Genomic DNA, 17,957 nt, shown 5'->3' on the forward strand with positions numbered 1-17,957 from the left:
CCATGCCGGTCCTGGTCAGCCGATTGCCACCCCATGTCGCTTCGCCCAGTCCCCCAGCGACTTGCGCATGTTGGCGGGTGGCTTGGCAAGCAGCAATTCGACTTTCGCCCGAACCGCGGCGGCATCGACCGAGCGGATCATCGCCTTGACCGGCCCGACCGCGGCCGGCGTGATCGAGAAACTGTCTAGCCCGATGCCGATCAGCGCCATCGCTTCGAGCGGGCGACCGCCCATTTCGCCGCACACCCGGACGGGGATGTCGGCCGCCTTCGCCTCGCGAACGACGCGGCGAAGGAAGCGCAGGATCGCCGGGCTCAGCCAGTCGTAGCGCTCGGCGAGGCGCGGATCGGACCGGTCGGCGGCGAACAGGAATTGGGTGAGGTCATTGGTCCCGATCGACAGGAAATCGATCCGGGGAAGCAACAGGTCGAGCGTTTCGGCGAGGCTCGGCACCTCGAGCATCGCGCCGAACTCGACGCGAGCGGGCATCGGCCGACGTGCCTTCTGCGTCCAGTCGAGTTGCTCCTCGAACAGCGCGCGGGCTTCCTCATATTCCCACGGCTCGCTGATCATCGGGAACATGACGCGCAGGACCTTGCCGTCGGCGGCGTCGATCAGTGCGCGCGCCTGCGCCTTCATCAGCGCCTTGCGCTCCAGGCTGAGGCGAAGCGCGCGCCAGCCCATCGCCGGATTCTCGGACTCGTCCTTGTGATCGGCGAGGTAGGGCAGCGCCTTGTCGCCGCCGATGTCGACCGTGCGGAACACCACCGGCTTGTCGCCCGCGGCATCGAGCACCGAGCGGTAAAGCTTGTACTGGCTCTCCCGCCCCGGAAGCGTCGCGGCGACGAGGAACTGGAATTCGGTGCGGAACAGCCCAATTCCGTCGGCGCCGGTGATCTCGATCAGCGAGGCGTCCTCGGCGAGGCCCGCGTTGACCATCAGCTGCATGCGCGCGCCGTCCTTGGTCTCGGCAGGAAGCGCGCGGATGGTGGCATATTCGGCGCGGCGCTTCTGGCTCATCGTCATGCGCTGATCGAAGGCGTTGGCGATGGTGCGCGTCGGTCGGACCACGATCGCGCCGATGTCGCCATCGAGCAGGATCTGGTCGCCTTCGTTGGCGATGTGGCGAATGTCGAGGATCCGGCCCACGACGGGGACGCCCATCGCGCGCGCCACGATCGTCATGTGCGCGGTCAGCGACCCTTCCTCAAGGACCACGCCCTTCAGGCGGCGGCGGTCATATTCGAGCAGCTCGGCGGGGCCGAGATTGCGCGCGATCAGGATCGAGTCCTTGGCGAGGCCGGTCTGCGCGGCGGTGCCCATCCGCCCCGACACGATCCGCAGCAGCCGGTTCGACAGGTCTTCGAGGTCGTGCATCCGCTCCTTCAGGATCGGATCGTCGATGTCGCGCATCCTGGCGCGGGTGCGTTGCTGGACCCGCTCGATCGCGGCCTCGGCGGTCAGGCCGCTGTCGATCGATTCATTGATCCGCCGCGCCCAGCCCTCGTCATAGGCGAACATCTTGTAGGTTTCGAGGATCTCGTGATGCTCACCCGCGGTGCCAAATTCGGCCTCGCGCGTCATGTTGTCGATCTGCTCGCGCATCTTGCGGAAGGCAGAATAGACCCGCGCGCGCTCGGCCTCGGTATCCTCGGCAACGGTATGTTCGACGGTGACACGCGGCTGGTGGAAGACCGCGACGCCCTTGGCCATGCCGGTGACCAGCTTCAGGCCGGCGAGGCGCTGCATCCCCGCATCGCGGCTCGCCCCGCGCGACCCATCGACGAGGCGGGCGCTGGCGAGCAATTCGGACAACACCATCGCGACGGTCTGCAGCGCCTCGATCTCGACCTTTTCATAGCAGCGCGGGTCGGCGTGCTGGACGATCAGGACGCCGATCGCATTTTCGCGCCGGATGATCGGAACGCCGGCAAAACTGTGGAAATGCTCTTCGCCGGTTTCGGGCCGATAGACGAAGGCGGGGTGGGTCGATGCTTCGGCGAGGTTGAGGATGCGACCTTCCTCGGCGATCGTCCCGACCAGCCCTTCGCCAAGCCCGAGCCGGGTGACGTGAACCGCCTCCTTGCGAAGCCCGTGGGTGGCGAACAGCTCGAGCTGCTGGTCGCGAAGCAGGTAGATCGAGCAGACCTCGCTCTTCATCGCCACCGCGATCAGGTCGACGACGCGGTCGAGCTTGACCTGCGCCGATCCCCGGCGCGCCATCACGTCGTGGAGGCCGGTCAGGATTTCGCGGGCGGAAGCGGCGGCGGTCGGCATGGCCAAACGCTAGCAGGGAAAGGCGGGCCATTCCAACCGCCGTTGGTAGAACCGGATCGGAGGAAGGTGAAAGGAGTGGGAAAGCCGCGCGGGCCACGGGTGAAGCATCCCGAACGGCAAGGAAGCGCGGCCATGATCGAAGTGAAGCAGTGGCAGGGTACGCAGGAAGACGCGGTCGACCTGATGGAACGGCTAGTCGAATTGCTCGACGACTATCGATCGCGCGACGACGCGTTCCGGATCAGCCTGTGCCTTGCGAAACTGCATGGCGTCCTGCGGATGCACTGGCTGCGCCCGGCCTCGCGCCGACATGGCGGCCTGGTGTCCGACGTTGCGATCGCCTTCGAACAATTCGCCAATCGCTGGACGTCGTCGGCGGTGATCGCCGCCTCGATCGCCGACTTTCGCCGCGACGCGCTGGCAATGTGCGCGATGCTATTCGATCGATTTCGGAGCGAACAGGCGGCGGCGTTGGTCGCGACGGCTCAGCAAGCTCGATGGCAGGCGACGGCCGGACGACGCGGATAGCGCGTCCGGCCGCCTTTTCCCTCGTCAGCCCGTCTTGGTGCCGGTCCAGCTCGACTTCGACCCGTCGCGCGGGTCGGTGTTGGTGAAGGTGAACGACTTGCCGTCGGCATTGGGAACGACGGTGACGATCCCGACCTGCTTGCCCCCCCGCGTGTAGGTTTCGCGCAGGCCCGAGGCGCCTTCGCGTGCGACCGCGACGGTCGTGCCGCCGGTATCGCCGTCGATCGGAACCGCCGGCCCGCCGATCTTCGCGACCCAGGTCTGGCCCTGCGAAGTCGAAGTGACGGTATCGCCGTCGAAGGCGTAGCGGATGTTGAGCGCGTCCTCCGAATATTCGGCGATGCGATCGGGGGTCCACTGACCCGAGATTGCGTGGGCGCCCGCCGGGGCGGGTCCGGCGCGCTTGGCGGTCGAGCTTCCTTCGACCGGGGGTGAATTGGGCGTGGTGGCGTCGACGAACTTGGTGGTCAGGACATTGCCGTCCTCGGACACCGACAGCGTGGCGGAGGAAACCATCTTGTCGGCCTTGCGGCGCACGACCTCGACCGTGCGCGGATCGACGACCTTCACCGACATGCTGTCGAAATAGGGCCGGTCTACGACGGGGTGGAAGGCACCGTCGGCGGCGACGGTCAGCGGCGGGATGCAGGTCGAACAATTGTAGCTGCCGTCCTGGATGCGGAATTCGTCGGGCTTGCCCTCGAACTTCAGGCTGGCGAGGTCGGCCTTCCAGGTGCCGGCCAGGATTTCGCCCACGGTGGTGACGGGCCCGGCTTCATTGGCGGCCGGTGCCGCGCCTTGCTGCTTGCATGCGGTCATCGTCACCAGGACGAGAGCGGCCGCGATCGCGGTCGTGTGCGTTTTCATGGATGTGCCCCTGCTGGCGAGGGGCGCGATTGCCCCCCGCGTACCGGTCGGCTCCCATGAAATTGACGCCCCTCTACCCGGAGTCGTCCGACGCCGGATCAGTACCAATTCAACGCAAAGTTAACAATGGTTAGCCGCGGCTGCCCAGTGCGGCGGAAGCCTCGTCGACCAGTTCGGCGATGATGTCCGCGACGGGCTCTTCTTTTTTGACCATGCCGACCGACTGGCCGGCCATGACCGATCCGCCCTCGACATCGCCGTCGATGACCGCGCGGCGAAGCGCGCCCGCCCAATAATGTTCGATCTGAAGCTGCGCCTCGGCCATTTCGATCGACCCGGAGTCGAGATGACCCGCGACTTCGCGCTGCTTCGCGGCGAAGGCCTCCATCTCGCGATTCTTGAGCGCGCGCACCGGGATGACCGGCAGGCGCGGGTCGATCTGGACCGACGGGATCGCGTCGCGCGCCGAGGCGCGGATGAACGCCTTTTTGAAGTTGGCGTGGGCGATGCTTTCGGTCGCGCAGACGAAGCGGGTGCCAAGCTGGACCCCGACCGCGCCCATTTCGAGGTAGGCGGCGATCGCCTCGCCGCGACCGATCCCCCCCGCGACGAACACGGGAATGTCGGCGGCGACGTGCGGCAGGATTTCCTGCGCAAGCACGCTGGTCGACACGGGTCCGATGTGGCCGCCGGCCTCCATGCCTTCGATCACCAGCGCGTCGGCGCCCGAGCGGATCAATTTCTTCGCCAGCGCGAGGGCGGGGGCGAAGGCGATCAGCTTCGCGCCGCTGCCCTTGATCCGGTCGATCGCGCCGCCGGGGGGAAGCCCACCCGCCAGCACGACATGACCGACCTTGTGGCGCGCGCAGACGTCGATCAGCTCGCTCAATTGGGGGTGCATGGTGATCAGGTTGACGCCGAACGGCTTGGCCGTCCGCGCCTTGGTCTCGGTGATTTCCTTATCGAGCAGTTCGGGGTTCATCGCCCCGCAGGCGATCACGCCGAAACCGCCCCCGTTGGAAATGGCGGACACGAGGTTGCGCTCGCTGACCCAGCTCATCGCACCGCCGAGGATCGCATATTCGGTGCCGAGGAAGGCGGTCCCGCGCGCCATCAATTCCTTCAGGCGGATACTGCCCGCATCACCGTGAACCGCGCGCGTTTCCGCGATCATTCCCTCGCCGCTCATGCAACTTCTCCCGTGATCGCGTCGCGCGGCGCGTCGAGCCCGTAGGCGGTGTGGAGCACGCGCACGGCAAGCTCGGTATATTCCTCGGCGATCAGCACGCTCACCTTAATCTCGCTGGTCGTGATGGCGAGGATGTTGATGCCGCGCTCGGCGAGCGTTTCGAACATGCGCGCGGCGATGCCGGCGTTGGAGCGCATGCCGACTCCGACCGCGCTGACCTTGACGACATTGGTGTCGGTCAGCAGCTCGTCGAAGCCGATGTCGGCCTTGCGCTTCTGAAGCTCGGCGACGGTGTGGGCGAGTGACGCGCGCGGAACGGTGAAGGTCAGCACGCTCGGCTCCCCGCCGCGCGGGACGCTCTGCACGATCATGTCGACGTTGACGTTCGCGGCGGCGAGCGGCGCGAAGATCGCGGCGACCGTTCCGGCCTTGTCGGGCAGCTGGGTCAGCGTGACCATCGCTTCATTCTTGTCGTGGGCGATGCCCGTGATGACGTTGCGTTCCATCGCGCTTCCTTCAATCTGTTCGTCGCCAACGATCATCGTTCCCGGCCCGTCCTCGAACGAGGACAGGACGGTCAGCGGCATGTTGGTGCGCATCGCCAGCCCGACCGACCGGGTCTGCAGGACCTTTGCTCCGACGCTCGCAAGCTCGAGCATTTCTTCATAGGTGACGAGGTCGAGCTTGCGCGCCGCGGGCACGATGCGCGGGTCTGTGGTGTAGACGCCGTCGACGTCGGTGTAGATGTCGCAGCGGTCGGCCTTCATGGCGGCGGCGAGGGCGACCGCCGACGTGTCGGACCCGCCGCGCCCGAGCGTTGCCACCGCGCCTTCGCTGGTGACGCCCTGGAAGCCCGGGATGACCGCGATCCCGCCGTCGTCGAACACGCGTTCGAGCACCTCGACGTCGATCCCCTCGATCAGCGCGGCGCTGTGCCCGCTGGCGCGGATCGGCAACTGCCAGCCCATGTAGCTCTTGGCGTTGAGGCCCATGCCCTGCAGCGTGATGGCAAGCAGGCCGCTGGTGACCTGTTCGCCGCTGGCGACGACCACGTCATATTCGCGCGGATCGTAGAGCGCGGCGGCCTCGCGGCACAATTGCACTAGCCGGTCGGTTTCGCCCGCCATCGCGCTCACGACGACCGCGACCTGGTTGCCGCGTTCGACCTCTCGCTTGACGCGGGTGGCGACGGCGCGGATCCGTTCGATCCCGGCCATCGACGTCCCACCGAATTTCATGACGATACGGGGCATGGGGCGCGCGGTTCCTCGTGGCGGCAGGAGCGCCGTCCTGTTAGGAGGGGCCAATGAGCAATGCAACGATCGTGGCCCGCGAAGCCGCGCACTTCGGCAGCCTGGCAAGCGATTGGTGGGACCCCGACGGCGCGTCGGCGATGCTCCACAAGCTCAACCCGGTGCGGCTGGCCTATGTCCGCGACATGGTCGACCAGCATTTCGGGCTCGACGAATGCGGCTTCCGGCCGCTTAGCGGCAAGACCGCGCTCGATGTCGGTTGCGGGGCGGGGCTGCTGGCCGAGCCGCTGGTACGGCTGGGCGCGCAGGTCACTGCGATCGACGCCGCGCCCGAACTGGTTGAGGCCGCGAAAGCGCACGCGGCGGGGCAGGGCCTGACGATCGACTATCGCGCGATGGGTGTGGAGTCGCTGACCGGCCAGTACGACCTTGTCACCGCGATGGAGGTGATCGAGCATGTCGCCGACCCGCAAGGTTTCGTGGACGCGCTGGTGGCGCGGCTTGCGCCCGGCGGGCTGCTGATCCTGTCGACCCCCAACCGGACCGCCTGGTCGCGCCTGCTGACGATCACGCTTGCCGAAGGGACGGGGCGAATCCCGAAGGGCACGCACGACTATGACCAGTTCATCGATCCCGACGCGATGAAGGGCCTGCTGGCCAAAGCGGGCATGGCGGTCATCGACGTCGAAGGCATCGCCGTCTCGCCGATGCGCGGGCTGCATCTGAGCGACGACGTGCGGCTAAATTATCTGGTGGCGGCGAAACGGGCGACGGCCTGAGGAACGCGGCGCAGCAAATCGGGTAGCGGATATCCGATCGTCGCTGCGTCTATCCGTTGGTGCAGATGAAGAAGGAAAAGTCCGACTTTCCCTGTTCCAGCAGCAGTTGATCGATATTCATCAACGTATTGATGAATGCCTGATGCAGGTCAGGTCGGGGCCCCAGTTCAGACAGGTTCAGGAACGGGTAAAGGGGATGCATCAGCGCCCCTCCCAGGCGTCGTTCGTCGACGTTCTTGAAGTAAATCCTCAGAAAGTCCGGGATCAACTTCGACCTGACGGCTTCCGTCGGGTCACGAAAGAAAACCTGCTCGATCGTCGGATTGGGAAAGCGCTCAATATTCTTCAGCGACGGGGGTAGACCGTCGAGCACATTCTGGAGCACGTCGATCTGATCGGGCCGGTAAATATTGTAACAGTCGCCGACATATTCGTTGACGATGAAGACGCCCTCATCGGTAAGGGTTCGCCTGACTTGATGAAGAAGGTGCTCGATCTCCCGCACGTGATGCAGCGATCCCGTGCACAGGACCAGGTCATAGGTGGAATCGGCAAACTCCACCTGATTGAAGTCGCCGACGAAGAAATTGATTGTCTCGACGCCCGCTTCCCTGGCCTTGCCTTTGGCGATGTCGATGCTGGCGGATGAGAAATCGAATGCGTCGATCCGGGCGTTTGGATTGGCGTGAGCCGAGGCCAGTTCGTGGTCACCGACACCGCAGCCGATCGACAGGATGCGTTCGAACGAGCGGCCCTGAAGATGATCGGCGAATAGCCAACTCAGCCAGTGGCCGGCGCTCTGGCCATTCGAGATGCGCTTATAGATTGCGGCCGCGATGTGAGGGTCCGACGTCCATTGACTGTCCTGAGCAGCATTGGGATTTTCTTCCCAGAAGTTTGCGCTGTCGACAGTTGGAGCGTGCATGCATTCTCACCTGTGCTGTATTCAGCTGACGATACAGTAAATCCCCAAGAGGCAAAGCCGTCTGCGCAACGGCCCATTCAGACGTCTTCGCCGCGGAGGCGGCGGATGTGGACGTCGAGGCCGGGGCCGGGCTTGCCGTTGAGCGCAAGCGACAGTGCTTCGGCCGCCGCAAAATTATGGTTGGCGACCTTTCGCAGCAACTCGGCCGAGGCCTCCTCGCGGCCGAGCAGGATCTGGCAGGCGCTCAATTCGAAATGGGGGTTGTCGTGGACGAACGCGATCCGCGCGCCGATGTCGACCCACTGGTTCTCGCCGAACCGCTCGATCCACCATTCACGCTCATAGAGCAGGTTGTGGGTCGGATCGGTCCGTAGGTTGAGCAGGTGACCGAAGCGATCGCCGACATAGGGACCGGATTCGAGCATCGGGATCAGGTGGAACTGGAAGCCCGAACAGACGCGCGAAATCTCGGCGAGCGCCTTGTCTTTGATGTCGCTCGGCAGATGTTCGAGCGCGTGGACCGAATAGACCACGTCGAAGCTGTTGTCCTCGAACGGAAGCTCGGCCGCGCTGGCGACCTGGACCGAGGGGGCGAGGCTGTTCTGAACCGCCCATTCGGACACGTCGACCCCGTGGGCATCGACATCGAAGGTGGTCAGGTGGCTGACGATCGCGCCCGTCGCGCAGCCGATCTCCAGCGTGCGCCTGGGCCGGAAGAGCTCGACGATGGTCTGCGCGATCTCGAAATAGGTCCGGTTAAGCTTCGCGCCTTCGAGATAGTTGCGATACTGCGTCCCGCGCTCGCTGCCGTCCTGGAAATAGGCCTCGTCGAAGGCATTGGCCATGTCGTGCACCTCTTGTCGTCGATCAGCGCAATTTAAGACCAGATTAGACGGCGAATGACCAGCGAATGTCGGCAGTCCGAACAATGGCGGCCGTGCCGATTTCTTTAGAAATCGACCTTGTCGTAGTGGGCAGGGGGCACGATGACTTCCATCCGCTCGCCGAGCAGGGGGCGGAAGCAGGGGCGGCTCTTCATCACCGCATACCAGTCCTTGGTCTGCTTGTGCCCGCGCCAGTCGAGCGCTCCGAGGTAGTCGATGACGCTGAGGTGCGCCGCCGCGGTGAAGTCGGCAAGGCTGAGGCCCGCGCCCGCGATCCAGCGACGATGATCGAGCAAATAGTCGAGGTAATCGAGGTGGCCGTTGGCGATCCGCATCGCCTCGCGGAGGACGCGCGTGTCGGGCGATTCGCGGCTGATGAGGCGCTTGCGCATCCGCTCGTGCATCAGCGGCTCGACCACTTCGCGGAACAGCTTCTCGTCGAACCAGGCGGTCAGGCGGCGAATCTCGGCACGCGCGACCGCATTGCCGTGGATCATCGGCATCTTGTCGATCGTCTCTTCGAAATATTCGACGATCGGTTGGCTTCCGATCAGGACGATCCCCGCGGTCGAATCGACGATGACCGGGGTTTCGCCGGCGGGATTGAGGTCGATGAACTCGTCGCGCCGCTCCCACGGGTTTTCGCGGACCAGCTCATGCGCGACGCCCTTCTCGCCCAGCACGAGCCGGACCTTGCGGGAGAAGGGACAAAGCGGGAATTGGAAAAGCTGCCACATGGGTGGGCAGCTTTAACGGCGGCGCGGCGTCAGTCCACCGCGCCACCGACAAAAATATCAGCGAACGGGGTAGGTCGGGTTGGGGATGGTCGCCATCGCCCGCTCGATCTCACCGCGAGCGCCTTCCAGCGCGCCCATGATCGCGGGGAGCGACGACATCAGCGCGCGGGTCGCGGCCTGCATCGTGCGGCCGGTGGTCGCGGCCTCGGCGGCGACGCGCTGGTCGAGATAGGGATCGCCGATCGTGTCGCGAACGGTGCGCGCGCGGTCGTTCGGAGTGGCGGGGCGCCCCTCGATCGCCGCCTGAAGCTCGCCGACCGGCAGGTTCATCAGCCCGCGGGTCAGCGCGCCGGTCATGTTGCCGAGCCGTTCGGGAAGCGCGGGGTCGCTGATCGCCGGCGGGACCGCGACGGGCGCGGGCGGCATCGGCGCCGGATGGGTCTGGGCAGCGGCGGGCACGGCGGCCAGCAGCAACGGCAGGGACAGGATCAGGTTACGCATGGACGGGCACTCCAAAGACTCAAGCTCGTCCCGTAAAATCGGCCTTTTCAATTGGAACGTCAACCACTTGGGGTCGATCAGCGCATTCCCAGCCAGACGAGCGCCGCAATCCCGGCGACGATCCGGTACCAGGCGAAGGGCGCAAAGCCGTAACGCTGGATGATCGCAACGAACGCCTTCACCACGACGACCGCGACGATGAAGCTGACCAGCGCGCCGAGCAGGATCCAGCCGGTCATGCCCGGCTCCATCGCCGCGCCATGCTTGTACAGCTGCAATGCGGTCGCGCCCGAGAGGGTGGGGACGGCGAGGAAGAAGCTGAATTCGGCTGCGGTCTTGCGATCGACGCCGAAGCTCATCGCGCCAAGGATGGTCGCGCCCGACCGGCTGACGCCCGGGACCATCGCCAGGCACTGGACCAGGCCTATGCCGATCGAATGCTTTAGCGTGACGTTGGCGACGCCGCCGCTGTCGGTGGTCTTTGCATATTTTTCGACCACCAGGATGGCGAAGCCGCCGATGATCAGCGCCCAGGCGACGACCACCGCATTGCCCAGCAGCAATTCGATATAGTCACCGATCGCGAGACCGAGGACGACCGCGGGAATGAAGGCGACCAGCAGGTTGCGTACGAAAGCGAAGGCAGTCGCCTCGCGCTTCCACATGCCGACCAGCACGTCGCGGAAGGTGCGCCAGTAGAGAACGAGGATCGCCAGGATCGCACCCGGCTGTATCGCGATGTTGAACAACGCCCACTTGTCGGCGTCATAGCCCATCAACTCGGTCGCAAGGATCAGGTGCCCGGTCGACGAGACCGGCAGATATTCGGTCAGCCCCTCGACGATGCCAAGAATGATGACGAGCAGGAGGATGGGCACGGTCGGCTACTCTCTACAGGGCTGGGGCGTCAGGCGGCGCGGGGCGCGAAGCGGCCGCCCTTGTGGAAGCGGCCGAGCCATTCGGGCGCCACGGCGGCGATCGGGGTGGCAGCGATGCCGAATGCGTCGAGACCGGGGTGTGAGCCGTCGGCGACATTGTCGCGCTGGAGCATCGTCCACTGGTCCTTGCTGAGCGGCGCGACGGGCAGGAAGCCGAGCGCGGCCATGCCCCCGGCGACGAAGTCGGGCACGTCGACGAGGTCGGGCGACTGCCCGGCAAGGCCGGCGATCTCGGCATTGAGGTCGCGCATCGTCAGCTGATCGGGACCGCCGAGTTCGTAGGTCTTGCCGCCATGCGCCTTGGGGTCGAGCGCCGCCGCGGCGATCGCCTGGGCAAGGTCGCGGACATAGATCGGCTGGAAGCGCGTTCGGGGCGCGATCACCGGCAGGATCGGCAGGCGCGCCATCGACGCGAAGCGGTTGGTGAAATCGTCCTCGGGACCGAACACGACGCTCGGCCGGATGATGGTCGCGGACGGGAACGCCTCGCGAACCGCGGCTTCGCCAAGTCCCTTGGTACGTCCGTAATCGGACGCGGCGTCTGGGTCGGCGCCGATCGCGCTGACCTGCACGAAGGCCTCGGCGCCGGTCGCCTTCGCGGCTTCGGCCGCAAGGCGCGCGCCGGTGACGTGGATCGCGTCGAGGTTGCCCTTGAACACGCCGACGAGATTGACGACTGCCGATGCGCCTTCGACCGCGCGCTCGATGGTGGCCGGGCGCGACAGGTCGGCGGCGACCGCGGAGACCTGGCCGACGCTGCCGAGCGGCTGCAGGAACCACGCCTTGCGCGGGCTGCGCTCGGCAACGCGGAGGCGGACGCCGCTTTTCAGCAGATATTCGCAGACGTAACGGCCGACGAAGCCGCCGCCGCCGAAGACGGTGACCAGGGGCGGAGTGCCGCTATTCGCCATGAGAGTTCCTCGAGAGCATCGGGTGGAAATTGCCGCGCCGTCCTTGGGCCAAGCGAGAAAGCGGCGCAAGTCTCGCGAGGCACGGTTGACAGGGTGCCGTGCCGCCTTCTAAGCGCCGCCGCCTACCGAAGAGACGACCCCGAGTGCCCAGGTGGCGGAATTGGTAGACGCACCAGCTTCAGGTGCTGGCGATCGCAAGGTCGTGGAGGTTCGAGTCCTCTCCTGGGCACCATCGGTCTACTAACTCGTTGGTATATGGCGTGATGGCGGGAAACCGCCAACGACACAGGGAAAATGGCTACAAACTGGCGCTACAAGCGCCGAGGAGTCATGCCTGTGTCTTTTCGAGTGTCACACGTTCGCCCGCTTGCATCGGGTCGCTTGGAATACCGCCGTTCCTTCCCCCAAGATTTGCGCCTTCTGCTCGGGCGCCGCGAGCATATCGTCACTTTAAAGGCGAGGAGCCTAGCCGACCCTGGGGCGATGGAGCGCTATCAGGCCGCGAATGAGACTTTTGCGCGTTTGGTATCTGGCGCCCGGCGGGCTGCTTCGGGTCCATATGATGAGTTGACCGGCGCCCGCAGGGCCTGGGTCGTTGCGACCTATGAAACTGACGTCCTTGCTGCTGACGACAGTGCTCGACTTGCGGGCCAAACGGATGCCGAGGCACATGACGCCGCAGACAGCGGCTGGACAGACGTCCTCGAACAGGGCGACTTGGCGGTCGTGCGCGAGATGATGGGAGCCGATGCGGCATCAATCGCGGCCCGCCAAGGGTGGGTTTTCGACAAGACCTGCGAGGCATTTGGCGTCCTTTGTTTAGACCTGGTTCGGACGATGGTCCGCGCAAATAGGGTCCGCATGGAGCGGGATAGGGGGCACCCACTTGCCACGCCCGTGGCGCCTCAAGTGATGCCAGCGGTCGAGAACCAACCGGCCTGTGTGGATCGAAAGAATCCGGAATCGTTCTGTGCGATCGTCGTTGACGAAATGGCGCGCCCCACCTTCAGCGGTGGGCCTTCGACGAAGCAAAGCTGGCGGACGGCATTGCGATATTTCCGTGAAACACATGGCGACCTCCTCCCCGCGCAGATTACTCGTCGCCATGCCAGCGAACTTGCTGACCAGCTCGCCCTCGCCCCGGTAAAGCGAGCGGTAAAGTCGAAGGAGCGCGTATGGCCGCTTTCCAAGCTTGTCGAAGCCTATGCGGGTAAAGACGTGCAGCGGCTCTCCTGGAAATCAAGGCAGACGGTCTTGGGGGCGTTACAGGCCGCCTGGACCAAGAGTCAGCGCTCAGGGCGCATTGAGGACGACGGAGGCAACCCGTTTTCTCGGCCTAATCTTGGCAAGGCTCCTCGCAAGCGCACAAACGACGGCATTTCACGTGACATTTCCCGCGCGATCTTTGGTCTTTCAGTCTTTACCAGCGGAGCGCGCGTATCGCCTCGACAGGGAGAGGCTGGGTATTGGATGCCGCTTTTGCTCATCACGACCGGCGCTCGACCCGAGGAACTTGCACAGGCGCTTGTTGAGGACGTGCGCCGGGACGCCGAAGGCCATTGGTGGCTGACCGTCACCGCAGAAGGGGAGCATCCCGCAAAGGGCCAGCGGACGCTTAAGTCGCCGAGTGCCGAACGCTCCGTGTATTTGCCGCCGATCCTCGTTTCGCTCGGGTTCGGGGACTATCTGCGCTGGTTGACAGAAGGAGGGGAGAGCGCACTCTTTCCCGCCTTGCGACCCAAGGGAGAGCGTCGCGAATTGTTTGCCGGTTTCGGTATTTGGTGGAGCCGGTACCTCCGTGACAATGGCGTTGAATTGGCTGGGAAGCGTCCATCCCGCGAGTTTCGACCCACCTGGACCACTATCGCCCGAGAGTGTGGGATGACACGCGAGGCCCAAGACTTTCTGATGGGCCATGCGCCAAGCGCGAACGATATGAACGCCCGCTATGGTTCCCGCGAACCGTTGCGCCGCGAAGCGTTCAAACTGTCGTTTGACGGATGGGGCTTGGAACAAGTCCGCCGATGGCAAGCTCCATCCCAATGATACATTGTCCCAATCGCCCATCAGCCCGCCCAAGGAGTAAGCCGAAGCTGAGGAGTTAGTGGGATTTTTGAAGGCAGAGAGCGCTTCCGAAAATTCGAATATTCCACGCCTTTTCGGGTGGGTCGCCCACCCATATTTGCCTCCGGAAAGCGCCCACTCCCATCGTTCAAATTATACACGGAGAAATGTCATGTCGAAATCGGATGAAGGCATCCTATGGCGTTACAAGTCGGTGGGACTAAGGGCCTTGAATGTCGACCAACGCTTCCAGATGCGCGCCGACGGCTTGGATGAGCAGCGCGTCAAGAAATATGCGTTCGATATGCGCCGGGGTGATGGTTTCCCAGCTATCACGGTCGCCAGCATCGACGGTCGTCTGAACGTCCTTGACGGATTTCACCGCGTCGAAGCGGCGCTACGGGCCGAACTCCCAGACATTAACGCTAAGATTGCCAAACTGACCGAGAAGGCCGCTGTCCGCGAGGCGATAAAGGCGAATGCTCGCCACGGCCTCAATCTGAACCGGAAAGACAAAAGGAATATCTTTCGCCTATACCTTGAGCGTGGCGACCACCTCCGCCGCGATGGCGAACCAAAGTCCCTTCGACAAATGGCAGCGGACCTTCATCATTTGGTATCGCACGGGACCGTTCGGAACTGGTTGAAGGCCGAGGGCATCACGCCCACTGAAGATCCGGACGGGCCGCTGCCGTTCCCTGAACAAGACCGCCGCTTTATCAGTCCCGGCCTTGATGAGTTCAATGAAGCGCTGGGTTACACGGAGGAATTGTTCCTCCAGTTGGAAAGTGGCGACCAGACCGAGGCGATGTATGGCTTACTTGGCGTCGCAGACCGGCTGGCGAACGGAGAAACGCGCTGGATGGATGCAATCGCTCGGTCGAATCTGCCGTTGGACGTAGCGAAAAAACTCGAAATCTAGTTGGCCACCACAAATCCCTGCGTAGAGTTATGACGGGCGCAAAGGTCACCGGCCTCGATGACGCTCGCAGGCTACCCCATCCAGGTCATTGTCCATCTTTGTCCGGTAGCCAGGTTCGCCAATGTAAAGCGGCGCAACTCCAGCGGCACGGGCGGCGGCACAGTTCTGGTAATATGCTTCGGCTTGCGGGGCGTCCCCGCGTCCGACGCCATCGGGTGCGGCCAGTAATCCCTGCTCGATGGGCGGCACTTGCTCGCTCGTGAACACGCCTAACAACGTCAGAAGGGCCACCCCTATCGCGGACGTGACGAGTGCTTGCCGATTTATAGAACCCGAGTCGCCGTGATCTAGGCGGTGTTGGCGTCGACCTTGCCTGAAATAGGGGGCGTTTCTCATTGCCCGACTATAAATGAGAGGAAGTAAATATAGTCTCAAAGGCCAAGAAGCATAGCAGCGCCTGCGTGCAGCATTGCCGCTTTCGACCCATTGCGGACAGTCGCCGCAATGCGATAACTATTGCGGTAAGTGGAGGCCGCTCGAAGTGCATCGACAAGCTCGAACTAAAGTAGGTCAGAAGTCGATAGTGGGGCCAGTCGTCAAGCCGTGGAGTTCAGCCGACAGATTACGGCTGCGCTTACTCGGTAAGCCTTGGTTATGTGCTCGATTTCCCCGCCTGTGTGAGTGGATGAGGGAAGGGGTGCGTCTCCATCGGTGCTGCGAAATCAATGACTGCTGGAATGAACCAACGTGCACGTGGGCGGAGCAGAAAGTTTGTGCTCGTCACTATGCCGAAATAGCCAAGATTGCGGCCGCCGACCGGTCATCCGCTTAGGGCGCCTTATCGCTCCCCGCATATGAATCTGAGGACACGCCCGCCGCTTCAACGCGCGCCAGTAGATTTTTGACAGACGTGGCGTGCCATGTGGCTCCGCGAGGCGTCCGCATCCGACGCTCATTCAAGCCAGCCGCGAGTTCCCGGAGCGACGAACGCCCTTCCGCTTGGAGGTCCTTAATAACGTCGGCAAGGTCAGCGGCGTGGCGGTCTGCGTTCGCCCTTATCGCGTGTATCGCAGCGCCGTTGCCTTTTCCCGCACGCCTGATAGCCGCCGCCCCGTTTGGATTGCCTAGCTTCGTCCCCCGGGCCTTCGCGGCTTTTAGGGCAACTGAGGTCCGTTCTGAAATGGCTTTGCGTTCGGCCTCCGCTACCACGGCCAAAATGCCAATGGTCATGTCGTTAACGTTCGGCTGGTCAGCCGCCACCAATTTGGCGCCGCTGTCGCGTAAAGCGAGGAGGAAAGCGGCATTACGGGAAAGACGGTCTAACTTGGCAACGACCAGGGTAGCACCCGTCACCTTGGCATGACGGAGGGCTTGGATCAGCTTGGGTCTATCGTTTCGCCTTCCGCTCTCAATCTCCACGTACTCGCCCAAAACCTCGCATGAACGACCACTACAAAATTCGGAGATGGACTGTCGCTGTGCTTCTAAGCCTAGGCCCGAACGACCTTGGGTGACCGTCGAGACGCGAAAGTAGGTGACCACCCGCATAGATACGTTCCTCTGTATCAAACCCCGTAACGTTGGTTACGCCATCTTATCCGCATGGCAACCATTCTTTAGTGCCTTCCCATCCCTGTGTTCGATGGAGATCCGAGGGGTGCCGATTGCCACGGCGTGTCCGGCTAGGTATCGCGAGCCAAGCAGATGATGGGAGATGCTGCATAAGATGGTTAAGGCAGCGCGAGCATGAGCCTCAATTTTGAACTTCGGCGAGAGCACCACGCTATTGGTGAGTTCACCGCATCATTGAATTTTTTCCAGCCGATTAGCGCTCCGACTTTTGCGGTGGTGACTTCCGCACTCAAGGAGGTCGCTCAAGGCCTGAACTTGCCCGCCTCGGTTCCGGTACCATCGTTTCAGTTTACGGTCGAAATGCAGGGATCGCCCGGCGTCGTGCCGCCGCAGATTCAGTCAAACGGCGTCGGCTTTCAGCGTTTTTCGCCGGAAGGCGAGATTGCCGAATTTCTCTCGTGCAGTCCTAGTGCAATCACGTACGTGCTTCGCGACTACACCGTCTGGGAGGAAGTCGGAGCCAAGGTCGTCGAGATATTCAGCCGTCTCGCTGCTAGTTATGTGAAGGAAGTTCCGGCAATCGAGTCCGTGCGAGTTCAGTATCAGAATGAATTTCGCTCCCTGATAGGTTCGCCGCTAAGCGCTGCCGAACTGTTTCGTGCGGACAACGGCTGGGTCGCTCCCATCGCTTGCCAAAGCATGGAAGCATGGCATTCCCATGTTGGCGTTTATATCCCGCACAGTGAGATTGAGCGGCGACTAGTCAACGTAAATTGCGACATATCGCCTCTCCAGTTTCCGGGTGAGGGAGTGCCACGGACCTTAGCAAAAGTGCTTGTGTTCTGCGGATGCTTCTTCAATGTTCCTGGTAAGCAACCATTGATATTGAGCGGTGAGGAACTGGTATCAACGCTCCGAACCAAGTTCGACGAGGCGCATGACCTTGAGAAGTTAGTCCTTGGCGAAGTGATTTCGGATCCCTACTTGAGGGCCATTGGAGCTTTGCATGCCGAGTAGCGTGAAATCCTTGGGTGAGAACATTGCTGAAACGGACCGCGCGAGCAAAGTTGAAGCAGGCCCCTCTTGGTCTTATGCGTTCGGTCGCGCCTTACAGACGTGTGACTTCACCAAAATAAGTCCGAATGCCGCCTATACGAATGGGACTTTTGCAGTGGTGCGAGCCGCTCCGAAGGTGGCGGAGATAAATCGGCAGGTCGAACGTCTCAGGCATGCCAAAGAATTTGCCGAGGCGTCGGGTCTCCCCTGTGATTTTGACGGCCTCGTTTCATCAATCCAGCTGTTACAGCATCTAGTCAGCGGTCCCGTTCCGGTGCCGGTTGCTTCGTGGGATGCTGACGGTGGACCTTCTCTCTTTATCTCCGAGGAAGGCTTCTACGGAGACCTGGAAATAAACGGCAAGGTCATCGAATACCTGCTCAAGATTGAGGGCGGGCAAGGCTCGCGCGAAATCTACGACAGCGAGGAAATTGAAGAAGGCCGCATTCCCCCACGCCTTCTGACGCATCTCTTCGCTAAATTCGCGAAATCGAATGCCTACATGCCTTGAGCTGATCTGGCACAGCGGGTTGGAAGGACCACCGCTGCAGATT

18 protein-coding genes and 1 tRNA gene are annotated in these 17,957 nt (G+C 63.1%); 7 read left to right on the forward strand and 12 right to left on the reverse strand.

Features of this window, described 5'->3' with window-relative positions; genetic code table 11:
• Positions 1-15: 15 nt before the first annotated feature.
• Positions 16-2,277 (reverse strand): phosphoenolpyruvate--protein phosphotransferase, encoded by a 2,262-nt coding sequence (ptsP, locus tag SH584_RS09400; protein WP_324806577.1) that lies wholly within the window; start codon positions 2,275-2,277, stop codon positions 16-18.
• A 132-nt stretch (positions 2,278-2,409) separates the two neighbouring features.
• Here ptsP and SH584_RS09405 point away from each other — a divergent pair, with 132 nt between their 5' ends.
• On the forward strand, positions 2,410-2,805 hold the full coding sequence (locus SH584_RS09405; RefSeq protein ID WP_324806579.1) for a hypothetical protein: 396 nt from the start codon (positions 2,410-2,412) through the stop codon (positions 2,803-2,805).
• 24 nt (positions 2,806-2,829) lie between these two features.
• Here the strand turns inward: SH584_RS09405 and SH584_RS09410 are convergent, their stop codons facing one another.
• From SH584_RS09410 to SH584_RS09420, 3 genes are all read right to left on the reverse strand, one after another.
• On the reverse strand, positions 2,830-3,672 hold the full coding sequence (locus SH584_RS09410) for a hypothetical protein (RefSeq protein ID WP_324806581.1): 843 nt from the start codon (positions 3,670-3,672) through the stop codon (positions 2,830-2,832).
• Between the two features lie 130 nt (positions 3,673-3,802).
• Positions 3,803-4,861, reverse strand: coding sequence for an NAD(P)H-dependent flavin oxidoreductase (locus tag SH584_RS09415; RefSeq protein ID WP_416385130.1), 1,059 nt, complete (start codon positions 4,859-4,861; stop codon positions 3,803-3,805).
• A complete protein-coding gene (locus SH584_RS09420; RefSeq protein WP_324806583.1) occupies positions 4,858-6,114 on the reverse strand; it encodes an aspartate kinase in 1,257 nt (418 codons plus the stop codon). Before SH584_RS09420 ends, SH584_RS09415 begins: the two co-directional genes overlap by 4 nt.
• Before the next feature lie 53 nt (positions 6,115-6,167).
• On the opposite strand from SH584_RS09420, the gene ubiG reads away from it, so the two are divergent.
• Entirely contained in the window at positions 6,168-6,893 is a 726-nt protein-coding gene (ubiG, locus tag SH584_RS09425; protein ID WP_324806586.1) for a bifunctional 2-polyprenyl-6-hydroxyphenol methylase/3-demethylubiquinol 3-O-methyltransferase UbiG, read from the forward strand.
• A 49-nt stretch (positions 6,894-6,942) separates the two neighbouring features.
• On the opposite strand, the gene SH584_RS09430 is transcribed toward ubiG, so the two are convergent.
• The 6 genes from SH584_RS09430 to SH584_RS09455 all read right to left on the reverse strand — a co-directional run bounded on the left by SH584_RS09430 (position 6,943) and on the right by SH584_RS09455 (position 11,789).
• Complete coding sequence (locus SH584_RS09430; protein ID WP_324806588.1) at positions 6,943-7,818, reverse strand: class I SAM-dependent methyltransferase; 876 nt, start codon at positions 7,816-7,818, stop codon at positions 6,943-6,945.
• A 77-nt stretch (positions 7,819-7,895) separates the two neighbouring features.
• Positions 7,896-8,663 carry a class I SAM-dependent methyltransferase gene (locus tag SH584_RS09435; protein WP_324806590.1) on the reverse strand — a complete coding sequence of 256 codons (768 nt, stop codon included), beginning with the start codon at positions 8,661-8,663 and terminating at the stop codon, positions 7,896-7,898.
• 104 nt (positions 8,664-8,767) lie between these two features.
• Entirely contained in the window at positions 8,768-9,439 is a 672-nt protein-coding gene (locus SH584_RS09440) for a glutathione S-transferase family protein (protein ID WP_324806592.1), read from the reverse strand.
• Positions 9,440-9,496: 57 nt separating this feature from the next.
• Positions 9,497-9,940, reverse strand: coding sequence for a hypothetical protein (locus SH584_RS09445; protein WP_324806594.1), 444 nt, complete (start codon positions 9,938-9,940; stop codon positions 9,497-9,499).
• Between the two features lie 77 nt (positions 9,941-10,017).
• Positions 10,018-10,818: an undecaprenyl-diphosphate phosphatase gene (locus SH584_RS09450; RefSeq protein ID WP_324806596.1), complete on the reverse strand. Its 801-nt coding sequence runs from the start codon at positions 10,816-10,818 to the stop codon at positions 10,018-10,020.
• A 29-nt stretch (positions 10,819-10,847) separates the two neighbouring features.
• Positions 10,848-11,789, reverse strand: a complete 942-nt coding sequence (locus SH584_RS09455) for a complex I NDUFA9 subunit family protein (protein WP_324806597.1) — start codon at positions 11,787-11,789, stop codon at positions 10,848-10,850.
• Positions 11,790-11,934: 145 nt separating this feature from the next.
• Between SH584_RS09455 and SH584_RS09460 the strand changes: the two genes are divergently transcribed.
• The 3 genes from SH584_RS09460 to SH584_RS09470 all read left to right on the forward strand — a co-directional run bounded on the left by SH584_RS09460 (position 11,935) and on the right by SH584_RS09470 (position 14,775).
• A tRNA-Leu gene (locus SH584_RS09460) sits at positions 11,935-12,021 on the forward strand.
• 149 nt (positions 12,022-12,170) lie between these two features.
• On the forward strand, positions 12,171-13,835 hold the full coding sequence (locus tag SH584_RS09465; RefSeq protein WP_324806599.1) for a site-specific integrase: 1,665 nt from the start codon (positions 12,171-12,173) through the stop codon (positions 13,833-13,835).
• 190 nt (positions 13,836-14,025) lie between these two features.
• Positions 14,026-14,775 (forward strand): ParB N-terminal domain-containing protein, encoded by a 750-nt coding sequence (locus SH584_RS09470; RefSeq protein WP_324806601.1) that lies wholly within the window; start codon positions 14,026-14,028, stop codon positions 14,773-14,775.
• 45 nt (positions 14,776-14,820) lie between these two features.
• On the opposite strand, the gene SH584_RS09475 is transcribed toward SH584_RS09470, so the two are convergent.
• Positions 14,821-15,171, reverse strand: a complete 351-nt coding sequence (locus tag SH584_RS09475) for an excalibur calcium-binding domain-containing protein (protein WP_324806603.1) — start codon at positions 15,169-15,171, stop codon at positions 14,821-14,823.
• A gap of 432 nt (positions 15,172-15,603) precedes the next feature.
• On the reverse strand, positions 15,604-16,323 hold the full coding sequence (locus SH584_RS09480; protein WP_324806606.1) for a recombinase family protein: 720 nt from the start codon (positions 16,321-16,323) through the stop codon (positions 15,604-15,606).
• Positions 16,324-16,521: 198 nt separating this feature from the next.
• Here SH584_RS09480 and SH584_RS09485 point away from each other — a divergent pair, with 198 nt between their 5' ends.
• Together SH584_RS09485 and SH584_RS09490 are read left to right on the forward strand one after the other, a co-directional pair.
• Positions 16,522-17,364: a hypothetical protein gene (locus SH584_RS09485; protein ID WP_324806608.1), complete on the forward strand. Its 843-nt coding sequence runs from the start codon at positions 16,522-16,524 to the stop codon at positions 17,362-17,364.
• Positions 17,354-17,914 (forward strand): hypothetical protein, encoded by a 561-nt coding sequence (locus SH584_RS09490; RefSeq protein ID WP_324806610.1) that lies wholly within the window; start codon positions 17,354-17,356, stop codon positions 17,912-17,914. Before SH584_RS09485 ends, SH584_RS09490 begins: the two co-directional genes overlap by 11 nt.
• Positions 17,915-17,957 lie beyond the last annotated feature (43 nt).

The organism is Sphingomonas sp. LY29, assembly GCF_035593985.1.
Classification (GTDB): domain Bacteria; phylum Pseudomonadota; class Alphaproteobacteria; order Sphingomonadales; family Sphingomonadaceae; genus Sphingomicrobium.